Source organism: Enterobacter cloacae complex sp. S1 (assembly GCF_014930525.1).
GTDB lineage: Bacteria > Pseudomonadota > Gammaproteobacteria > Enterobacterales > Enterobacteriaceae > Enterobacter > Enterobacter hormaechei_C.
On record NZ_JADBRE010000029.1, the window covers coordinates 76,158 to 86,836 of the forward strand.

7 protein-coding genes are annotated in these 10,679 nt (G+C 55.0%); 3 read left to right on the forward strand and 4 right to left on the reverse strand.

All coding sequences use genetic code 11. The annotated features are described in order from the left end of the window. Positions 1-55 precede the first annotated feature (55 nt). Complete coding sequence (locus IM290_RS18625) at positions 56-1,564, reverse strand: anion permease (protein WP_017383327.1); 1,509 nt, start codon at positions 1,562-1,564, stop codon at positions 56-58. 609 nt (positions 1,565-2,173) lie between these two features. On the opposite strand from IM290_RS18625, the gene IM290_RS18630 reads away from it, so the two are divergent. After that, positions 2,174-4,954 carry a flavocytochrome c gene (locus IM290_RS18630; RefSeq protein WP_131492543.1) on the forward strand — a complete coding sequence of 927 codons (2,781 nt, stop codon included), beginning with the start codon at positions 2,174-2,176 and terminating at the stop codon, positions 4,952-4,954. A gap of 58 nt (positions 4,955-5,012) precedes the next feature. Further along, complete coding sequence (locus tag IM290_RS18635) at positions 5,013-5,975, forward strand: FAD:protein FMN transferase (RefSeq protein ID WP_193042594.1); 963 nt, start codon at positions 5,013-5,015, stop codon at positions 5,973-5,975. Here the strand turns inward: IM290_RS18635 and dcuR are convergent. After that, positions 5,956-6,675, reverse strand: a complete 720-nt coding sequence (gene dcuR, locus IM290_RS18640) for a two-component system response regulator DcuR (RefSeq protein ID WP_003859556.1) — start codon at positions 6,673-6,675, stop codon at positions 5,956-5,958. The two genes, IM290_RS18635 and dcuR, sit on opposite strands and share 20 nt — an antisense overlap. Then, on the reverse strand, positions 6,672-8,288 hold the full coding sequence (locus IM290_RS18645) for a sensor histidine kinase (protein ID WP_032619380.1): 1,617 nt from the start codon (positions 8,286-8,288) through the stop codon (positions 6,672-6,674). The genes dcuR and IM290_RS18645 overlap by 4 nt, the downstream gene beginning before the upstream one ends. 153 nt (positions 8,289-8,441) lie before the next feature. Between IM290_RS18645 and IM290_RS18650 the strand changes: the two genes are divergently transcribed. Further along, positions 8,442-9,305, forward strand: coding sequence for an N-acetylmuramic acid 6-phosphate etherase (locus tag IM290_RS18650; RefSeq protein ID WP_193042593.1), 864 nt, complete (start codon positions 8,442-8,444; stop codon positions 9,303-9,305). Positions 9,306-9,360: 55 nt separating this feature from the next. Here the strand turns inward: IM290_RS18650 and ompC are convergent, their stop codons facing one another. Beyond that, positions 9,361-10,524: a porin OmpC gene (gene ompC, locus IM290_RS18655; protein WP_193042592.1), complete on the reverse strand. Its 1,164-nt coding sequence runs from the start codon at positions 10,522-10,524 to the stop codon at positions 9,361-9,363. Positions 10,525-10,679 lie beyond the last annotated feature (155 nt).

A 10,679-nucleotide genomic window follows, 5' to 3' on the forward strand; every position in this document is an offset into this window, starting at 1 on the left:
AGCGTATTGCTCCACAAAAATAAAACCGCCGGAGGAGAAGTCCGGCGGTCAGGAATCAGAACATCATGGACATCCACGGATAACCAATCAGCAGCAGGGCCGCCAGGAAGATGGCACCGAAGATGGTGCCGAGGCGCCAGTAGTCTTTGGTTGGCAGGTAGCCGCTACCGTAGTAAATCGGGCTTGGACCCGTACCGTAGGGGGTAATGATCCCCATCACGCCCAGCGAGGTCACCATCAGCAGAACGAACACTTCCATATTCATGCCCGGAATGGTGGAGGCGATGGTCAGCATCGCAGGCAGCAGCGCCGTGGTGTGCGCGGTGGTGCTGGCGAACAGATAGTGCAGCAGGTAGAAAGCCAGCAGCAGCACGATGGTGGCGACACCCGGAGAGATACCGCTCATCAGCAGGCCGCCTTCTTTACCCAGCCAGCTGATAAAACCGGTGGAGGAGAGGCCATCCGCCAGCGCCACCAGGGTGGCGAACCAGACGAAGGTATTCCACGCGGCTTTGTTACCGGTGATATCGTTCCACTCCAGCACGCCGGTCCACAGCATCAGGCCAACGATCAGCAGGGCAGCCATGGCCGGTTCAATCCACGCCGCGGCGAAGATCCACATCAGCAGCGCACAGCACACGAACACCAGCAGCAGGATCTCATTGCGCGACAGTTTGCCCAGTTTTTCCAGTTCACGGGTCGCCCACAGCGGGACTTCGTTGTTTACCTTCACTTCCGGCGGGTAGAACCAGTAAGCCAGCAGCGGCATGGTCAGGATCAGCAGGATGCCCAGCGGCAGGAAGGCGAGGAACCAGGTCCCCCAGGAGATATCAATTCCAACCGTGCTTTTTACCAGCGCCAGCGCCAGCAGGTTAGGTGCCAGAGCGGAAAGGAACATCGAGCTGGTGATACAGGCCGCGGTGATGGCTACCCACATCAGATACGAACCGATTTTGCGCGCGCTTGGGTCATTGGGTTTTGAACCGTACAGCGGCGGCAGGTTGGCGATGATCGGGTAGATGGTCCCGCCGCTGCGCGCGGTGTTGGACGGGGTGAACGGGGCCAGCAGCAGATCCGCAAACGTAATGGCGTAACCGAGCGTCAGGCTGCGACGGCCCAGGTACTTCACCAGAATCAGCGCCAGACGGCGGCCGAAGCGGGTTTTGTCGTAGCCTGCGGCGAACATAAAGGCACCGAAAATCAGCCAGACAGTGGAGTTACCAAACCCGCTGACCGCCCATTTAAAGGAGGCGCCCGCCAGCTTGAATTTTGGGTCAGCCAGCTGTTCAGGGCTAAAGAGTACCCATTGGCTGCACAGCGCAATCGCCACGACGCCGGTAAGACCGATCACGGCGCCCGGCAGCGGTTCGAAAATTAACCCGACGATGACGCCGACAAAGATGGCGAAGTAGTGCCACGCATAAGGCGGCAGCCCTTCCGGAACGGGGACAAACAACAGCAGGACGGCAACAATGACGGGCAAAGCCATCATCAGCAGTCGTTTTGCTGTTCCATTTGATGCCAGATTCGCCGCAGGAGGCGTTACAGCAGTTTTTGTATTCATAGTTTCACGTCTTAAGTTGTCAAAAATTCGTCGCCCGGCGAAAACACAAATTCTATTGAAATATCCTTTTTGCTTTTTTTAGTTATTTAAGGTGCGGATTTGTGTTTTCACTAATAGCGATTTAACGCATTTTGGTTTGCGCTAAATAAAAAATGATGATGTTTTTATATTGCTCTTTTGAATGCCATAACTATTGATCGCGATCAAAAAAACGGAACTGAATGGCTATTTTTATACTTTTTATAATAACCACTCTGGGTAGTGTGGTTATTCGCTGATTTTACGTATGTTATGTATCAAAACTATAACATTTAAATTTTGGTGTTTTTGTTTGTTGTTGTTTTATAAGGTTTTATATTGATCATGGTGTATTGGTTTGACCTTTTATAATTTAACTTTTTTTAAATTCTTGTGAACGAGTGAAACATTCCCGCTAACACCAATGTGTTATTAATGTTATCGAAGGGATTAAATAGTTTATTAACTAACGTAATGACTTTAGAAACTAAAAAAAGCTTTATATTACTATCATGACATCGGCAAAAAACACGAAATAAAAAAATCATCCCGATAACGAATTCTTAATTTTTAAAGTTTGGAGTTTCTATTATGAGCACTAACGAACGTATTTTAAGCCCCTTCACATTACCGAATGGTACTGAACTGAAAAACCGTTTGTTAATGGCCCCGATGACAACCTGTACCGGTTATTACGATGGCACCGTGACCAGCGAGCTGGTGGAGTACTACCGCGCCCGTGCGGGCAGCATCGGCACCATCATCGTTGAGTGCTGTTTTGTTGACGATCTCGGCCTGGCGTTCCCGGGCGCAATTGGTATTGATAACGACGAGAAAATCGCCGGGCTGGCAAAAATCGCTGACGCTATCAAGTCCAAAGGCTCCAAAGCCCTGCTGCAAATCTACCACGGCGGCCGTATGGTCGACCCAAAACTGATTGGGGGTCGCACGCCGGTTGGCCCAAGCGCCGTTGCCGCGCCGCGTGACGGTGCCGCCACGCCGGTTGCCCTGACCGCGGAAGAGGTGGAAGGCATGATCGGCAAGTTCGGCGAAGCCGTGCGCCGCGCAATTCAGGCCGGGTTCGACGGCGTCGAAATCCACGGGGCGAATACCTATCTGATCCAGCAGTTCTTCTCCCCGAACTCTAACCAGCGCGACGACGAGTGGGGCGGCAGCCGCGAAAACCGCGCGAAATTCCCGCTGGCGGTGCTGGACATTACCCACAAGATGGTGCGCCAGTACGCGGACGACGCGTTTATCATTGGCTACCGTTTCTCTCCGGAAGAGCTTGAAGTCCCGGGCATTCGCTTCGAAGACACCCTGTATCTGCTGGAAAAACTGGCCGCGCGCGGGGTAGATTATCTCCACTTCTCCCTTGGTGCCGCCCTGCGTTCATCTATCGTCGATACTCAGGACCCGACGCCACTTATCGAAAAATACTGCGCCATGCGCTCTGACACGCTGGCGCAGGTACCGGTAATGGGCGTTGGCGGCGTGGTGAATGCCACGGATGTGAATGAAGCGCTGGATCACGGTTACGACCTGATTGCCGTTGGCCGCGCCACCATCGCCTATCCGGACTGGACCGATCGCATCGCGGCGGGCGAAAGCCTGGAGCTGTTTATGGACAGCACCCGACGCGAAGAACTGAGCATCCCGGAACCGCTGTGGCGCTTCTCGCTGGTGGAAGCGATGATCCGCGACATGAGCATGGGCGAATCTAAATTCAAACCGGGCACCTTTATTGAAAAAGTGCAGGACGATGCTAACGAGCTGGTGATTAACGTCAGCCTCGAAACCGACCGCATCGCCGATATCGAACTGGCCTCCGGCCCGAGTGAAGACGTCGAGTTTGTCACCAGCTTCGAAGAGATCCGTACCCGTATTCTGGATGCCAACACCCCGCACGTGGACGCGATTACGGGCGCGACCAGCCAGAGCGAGGCGGTGAAAAAAGCGGTCTCGAAGGCGATGCTGAAATCCAGCAAAGCGCTGGCGGCGGAAGAGGGCGCAGACCCGAATGAGACGAAAAGCGTGGATGTGGTGGTGGTCGGCAGCGGCGGCGCCGGTCTGGCGGCGGCGATTCAGGCGCATGACGAAGGCGCGAGCGTGCTGATCGTCGAGAAAATGCCCACCATCGGCGGGAACACCATTAAAGCCTCGGCCGGGATGAACGCGGCGGAGACCCGCTTCCAGCGCGTGAAAGGTATTCAGGACAGCAAAGAGCTGTTCTACCAGGAAAGTCTGAAAGGCGGTGGCAACAAGAACAACCCAGAACTGCTGCGTCGCTTTGTCGAGAACGCGCCGCAGGCCATCGAATGGCTGGCCACGCGCGGCATTATGCTGAACGACATTACCACCACCGGCGGGATGAGCATCGACCGTACGCACCGTCCGAAAGATGGTTCCGCAGTGGGCGGGTATCTGATCAGCGGCCTGGTGCGTAACGTCAACAAGCGCAACATCGAGGTGATGCTGGATACCTCCGTGAGCGACATCATTTTCGAAAATGGCGAAGTGACCGGCGTGCGTCTGACCACCGAAGAGAACGAAACCCTCACCGTGGCAACCAAAAGCGTGATTGTGGCAACGGGCGGCTTCAGCGCCAACAGCCAGATGGTGGTGAAATACCGTCCGGATCTGGCAGGGTTCGTTACCACCAACCACAAAGGGGCGACCGGAGGCGGTATCGCGCTGCTGGAGCGTATCGGTGCGGGCACCGTGGATATGGGCGAAATTCAGATCCACCCAACCGTTGAGCAGAAAACGTCGTATCTGATTTCCGAATCCATCCGCGGCGGCGGGGCGATTCTGGTAAACCAGCAGGGCAACCGCTTCTATAACGAAATGTCGACCCGCGACAAAGTCTCGGCGCAGATCATCGCGCTGCCGGAGAAATACGCTTACATCGTCTTTGACGAGCATGTTCGCGCCAAAAACAAAGCCGCGGATGAGTACATCGCAAAAGGGTTTGTTACCAGCGCCAGCTCTCCAAAAGCCCTGGCGGAAGCGCTGGGGATGGATCACCACCAGTTCCTGGCAACGCTGGAACGCTACAACGGCTTTGTGGAGAAACAGCACGACGATGATTTCGGTCGCACCACCGCGCTGCGTGCGCCAATCAACGAAGGGCCGTTCTACGCCATTCAGATTGCACCGGGCGTTCACCACACCATGGGCGGCGTGACCATTAACACAGAAACCTGCGTGCTGGACAGCAACCACAACGTATTGCCGGGAGCGTTTGCTGCGGGTGAGGTTGTCGGGGGCATCCATGGCGGTAACCGCATCGGCGGTAACGCGGTGGCAGATATCATTATTTTTGGTACGCTTGCAGGACATCAGGCGGCTATGCGTTCGAAAACACGGTAAGGCTCCTGTTTCCCCGGCGGCGCGGTGCCTGCCGGGGCTACATCTGAGGACTCATGAAATGCCTGATAGCCATCGCGTTTACAGCTACTCCGCCGTTCTGATGGGATCGCCCATCCTCCTGAAACTCTTTTCCCATGACGAAGCGCTTGCCTCTCGCGTGTTTCGCCTGATCAAACAGTACGAAGATCTGCTTACCGTTAACCGAGCGCACTCCCAGGTAATGGACATCAACCATGCGGCCGGTCAGCATCCGGTTGCCGTCAGTCGCCCGGTGTTCGAGCTGATCCGCTGCGCGAAAGCGGCCAGCCTGCTTAAAGACAGCGCCTTTAACCTGGCGATCGGCCCGCTGGTGAAATGCTGGAAAATTGGCTTTAAGGGGGACGCTGTACCGCCCGCGGACGAGATCGCCGCCTTGCTGGGCATCACGCATCCTGCGGACGTGGTGCTGGATGAAGCCAACAGCAGCGTGTTTCTTACTCGCCAGGGAATGGAGATCGATCTGGGGGCCATTGCTAAAGGCTATATCGCCGACAGGGTGCGGGATTACCTGCATAAAGAGGGCGTTGAACTTGGGCTGATCAACCTTGGCGGCAACGTCCAGACGTTAGGCTCGCCGGAGGGCGGCTGGCGCGTCGGCCTGAAAAAACCGTTCGCCGGTGACGCGCTGATTGGCGCCATGACGGTCGAAAACCGGTCGGTGGTGACGTCAGGCACCTATGAGCGCTACTTCGAGCTGAACGGCAAACGTTATCACCACATACTTGACCCACGCACCGGCTACCCGCTGGATAACGAACTGGACAGCGTGACGATTATTTCGCCAGACTCCCTCGACGGCGATATCTGGACCACGCTGATCTACGGCATGGGCGTGGAAAAGGGCTGCGCCGCGCTGCGTTCGCGCCCCGATATTGAAGCCATCTTTGTCACCAAAACAAAAGAAGTGGTGATCTCCTCGATGCACCACTTCCGTTTTACCCTTCTGGACGACAGCTACCGAATTACTGGCAGTACTGTTTGAGTAGGCCGACCTGTTCCGGCTGCAAACGGTAGCGATATACCGGCCGGCCGGTAGCGCCGTAGTGAATGCTGGTGAACAGGATATTAATTTGCGCCAGCCAGATCAGGTATTTGCGGCAGGAGACGCGGGAAATGTTGACCGCATTCGCCAGATCGTCGGTGGAAAACTCTATCTCCGGATGGCTGTCGATCCACTGGCAAATGGTGCGCAGCGTCTGCGGCGTCAGGCCTTTCGGTAATTTTTTGCTGTCGGCCAGCTCCGGCGCGCCGCCGTGGATCAGCCTGTCGACGTCGGCCTGTTCATAATACTGATGCGATCCCATCAGGCTGCGCTTTGCCTTCCAGCCGTTCAGCGCCTCTTCAAAACGCGGGAACTGGAACGGTTTAATCAGGTAATCCACCACGCCATAGTGCATTGAGGTCTGGATCGTTGCGGCGTCGGAGGCCGACGAGATCATGATGACGTCAATCGGGCGGCCCGACGCGCGGATGATGGGCAGCAGATCCAGCCCGTTATCCTGCTGCATATAGACATCCAGCAGCACCAGATCGATCGGCTGGCCTGGGTTGGCGATCAACGCCTCGGCCTGGTTGAGCGTGGAAGCGACGCCGCAGCAGCTAAAACCCTCAACGCGGTTAACATACAGACGGTTGAGGTCGGCTACCATGGCGTCATCATCGACAATTAACACATTTATCACGCGATATTCCTCTCGCTATCCCAGGGGATCTGAACAAAAAATTGGGTAAATACGCCAGGCTCCGACTCGACGGTAATATCTCCGCCCAGATTCTGGATCTGCTGACGCGCAAGGAACAGCCCAACGCCGCGGTTTTCACCTTTTGTTGAGTAGCCCTTTGTAAAAATAGCCTCCAGCCGCTCGGGATCAATGCCGGGACCGTCATCGCTGACCTCACCGCTCAGCCAGCCGTTCTGATAGTGCAGCAGCAGGCCAATCTCGCCTTCCGGCTGGCCTTCCATCGCATCCAGGGCATTTTCGATTAAATTGCCCAGCACGGTGATCAGCACCGCAACCTGCTCTTCATTGGCGGTGTCGGGAAGCTGACTCTCCTCCGCCAGCGTCAGGGTCACTCCGGCCTCTTTAGCGCGGTTAATTTTACCCAGCAGGAAGCCCGCAATGACCGGTGATTTAACTTTGCGCTGTATCGCGCCGATATCCGTCTGATAATTTTGCGCGGTCTGGATGATGTACTCCTCCAGCTTATCGTAGCGCTTCATGTGCAGCAGGCCGAGGATCACATGCAGCTTGTTCATAAACTCGTGCGTATGGGAGCGCAGGGCATCAACGTAGCTGACCATGCCATCGATACGCTGCATTAACTGGCTGATTTCGGTCTTATCGCGAAACGTGCTGATCGCCCCGATCACCTGATTCTGGCTTTTCACGGGGACCATGTTGCACAGCAGCAGCCGCCCGTTACAGCCGATCTCCTGATCCTGGCGGGCAATGCCGGTCCTGGATACTTCGCGCAGGCTGGCCAGCAGCGGTTCACTGCTGCTTTCGGAGTGCTGGCCCGAGGTCAGGAGTAATATTTCTCTGGCGGTGTGGTTAATCATCGTCACGCGCCCGTGCATATCCACGGCCATCACGCCTTCGCGCAGGGACTGCAACATGGCCTGGCGCTGCTCAAAGAGGGCGGAGATCTCGTAAGGCTCCAGCCCGAAGAGGATACGTTTCAGAACCCGGACCAGACCCCATATCGCCACTGAGCTCATCAGAACGCTGAATAAGATTGTCCAAACGGCGTTAAGCCGCCCGCGGGCAATCTGATCTTCAACTTTATTCAGCGAAATACCCACCACCACCACGCCGATCTGGTCGTGCTGGTCGTCATACACTGGCGTAAAGACGCGCAGCGCTTCCGCGAGCGCGCCGCGGTTAACGGAGACATTCTCTTTCCCTTCCAGGGCGGGCGTCAGATCGTCGCCAATAAAATGCAAACCTAATAGCGCTTCGTTTGGATGGGAATAGCGGATCCCACGCAGGTCGGTGACCACGGTAAACAGCAGGTCGTTGCGCTTCGTCACCGCCTCGGCAATCGGCTGGATGATGCCAGCCTGCGGCGATTCCATCAGGCCACGCTTGATCTCCGGGCTGTCGGCCAGCGTCCGGGCGATACCCAGCGCGGTATCTTTCACGTCATCGCGCGTGGCGCGGGTGATCTGCACAGAGTACAGCGCGAAGACCACCAGCAGCACCGAGCCGATAATCGCGCACACCATCAGCGTAACCAGCGTATTCAGCTTCATAGGGCGCTTGCGCGTCGGGGGGAAGGGCTGCAAATCGCTCATTAACACTCCGCGATGAATAAGAAAGGGCTAATTATCGCTGATGACGGGCGTTTCATAAAGCCATGTAAAGAGAGGCGTTTCGTGAGCCTCCTCTCAGGTGACCTATATAAAACACTTTATAGTGTGAGGGTACTCATAATAAGGAGGCAGTTTATGAGCATTATGCTTACCGGTACGGCCAGGGAAAGACGGCACGCCAGCACCACGAACATCGACAGATTATCGACGCTGGATATGCTTAACGTCATACACCAGGATGACGCGCAAATCTCTTCTGCACTTACCCCTCACTTAAGTATGCTGGCCCGCGTGGTGGATAACGCGGCGGCGACGCTTAGCCACGGCGGACGTCTGGTACTGACCGGCGCGGGCGCGTCCGGACGCGTGGCTGAACAGGCGGCAGAAGCGTTTGCGCCGGGAAAACATCCCGTCATTGCGATGACAGCAGGCGATCACGCCGGTAGCTACGCGCGCGGCGTTGCCGACCTCCAGACGATAGAATTTGGCGAGCATGACATGATGCTGGCGCTGTCCGTCAGCGGCAAAACCCCATGGGTATGGGGCGCGATGCGTCATGCGTGGTCTTTGGGTTCAACGGTTGCGCTCATTACGGAGGATGCGCAAAGTGAAGCGGCGCAGCTGGCGAGCATGGTCATTGCTCCCGATCTGGGCGCGGATGTGGTGGCCGGGTATACCAACGCTAAAGCAGGCATTGCGCAAAGCATGATCCTGCATATGATCACCACCGGTCTGGCGGTACGTTCCGGACGGGTGTACAGCAACCTGCGCGTTGATCTGGAGGCAAGCAACACCAGATGGGCCGAACGACAAATTGCCATTGTGATGGAAGCAGGGGGATGTAGCCGGGCGCAGGCGAAGGCCGCGCTGGAAAGCTGTAACCACCAGTGCAAAACGGCGGTACTGATGGTGCTGACGGGGCTGGATGCCTGGAAAACGCATGAATTGCTGGCGCAGAATAACGGGTTTGTTCGCCTGGCCTTGCAGGAAGCGCCGTAATATTTCAGCGTCAAATAAAAAAAGCCCGCATCGCGGGCTTTAATATTGATGGGGATTAGAACTGGTAGGTCATGCCTACGCCAACGATGTCATCGGTAGCAATACCGTTGTCATTGTAGAAGGCATCATCTTCGTCCAGCAGGTTGATTTTATAATCAACGTAGGTGGAGAAGTTTTTGTTGAAGCTGTAGGTCACGCCCACGTCGATGTAGTTAACCAGATCCTGGTCTACATAGTCATAGCCATTGCCTGGGTGATAATCGTTACCGCCCAAATCGATGCCTTTAGAATAGACCCACGCCAGGGATGGACGCAGACCGAAGTCAAACTGGTACTGCGCTACGGCTTCAAAGTTCTGTGTTTTGTTGGCGATGCCATCGTTGCCGTACGGAGTCATGTTACGGGTTTCCGCATACATCATGGCCAGGTAGACATCATTAGCATCGTATTTAGCACCGATTGTCCACGCCTCCGCACGTTCACCGCCAGCATATTTGCTGAAGCGGTTATAGGTGCCAGCGCCGTAAGCGACCTGGTCGTTAGTACGGTCAGAGGAAGAATAAGCCGCACCCAGCGTCAGGCCGAAATCGAAGTCATAGGTGGTAGACATACCGAAGCCGTCGCCGTTCTGGAAACGAACGTCATCATGGCCGTTTTTGGTGCCTTCCTGATTTTCGTTTGGTCCACCTTCATTATTTCCCTGATATTGCAGCGCAAAGTTCAGGCCGTCGACCAGACCAAAGAAATCATTGTTACGGTAGGTCGCCACACCGTTAGTACGGCCAACCATATAGTTATCCGTCCAGGTGTAAGAATCTCCACCAAATACCGGCAGCATATCGGTCCAGGCTTCAACGTCATACACGACGCCGTAATTACGGCCGTAATCAAATGAGCCGTAGTCGCCATATTTCAGGCCAGCGAATGCCAGACGGTTGAAAGATTTATCCCCTGCGCCTTCGGTGTCGTTAGCGTAGGTTTTATATTCCCACTGGCCATAGCCTGTCAGGTCGTTCGTGATCTGCGTTTCGCCTTTGAAACCCACCTGTACATAGGTTTCATCGCCGTCGTCGCCAGGGTTGTCGGAGAAGGTATGACGCGCATCAACCTTACCGTACAGGTCAACTTTGTTGCCATTCTTGTTATACATTTCCGCCGCATTTACTGCGCCAGCCATTAATAACGCGGGTACGAGAATTGCCAGAACTTTTCTTTTCATTATATATTCCCTTTAAATATAAATTGTCTGAATATATGTAATTACCCTCCGTAACTACATGGCTGATACTATTCTATGGATTATTATTTAGGTTCAAAAATAAATGTAATTAAAGTGGTAAAAATATTACAAAATATTTCTTTTTATCTCTTTAT

Bases quoted from the DNA above. Each gene is read 5' to 3' on its own strand.
- IM290_RS18625 (WP_017383327.1), bottom strand. From the start codon at position 1,564: ATGAATACAAAAACTGCTGTAACGCCTCCTGCGGCGAATCTGGCATCA.
- IM290_RS18630 (WP_131492543.1), top strand. From the start codon at position 2,174: ATGAGCACTAACGAACGTATTTTAAGCCCCTTCACATTACCGAATGGT.
- IM290_RS18645 (WP_032619380.1), bottom strand. From the start codon at position 8,288: ATGAGCGATTTGCAGCCCTTCCCCCCGACGCGCAAGCGCCCTATGAAG.
- ompC (WP_193042592.1), bottom strand. From the start codon at position 10,524: ATGAAAAGAAAAGTTCTGGCAATTCTCGTACCCGCGTTATTAATGGCT.
- IM290_RS18635 (WP_193042594.1), top strand. From the start codon at position 5,013: ATGCCTGATAGCCATCGCGTTTACAGCTACTCCGCCGTTCTGATGGGA.
- IM290_RS18650 (WP_193042593.1), top strand. From the start codon at position 8,442: ATGAGCATTATGCTTACCGGTACGGCCAGGGAAAGACGGCACGCCAGC.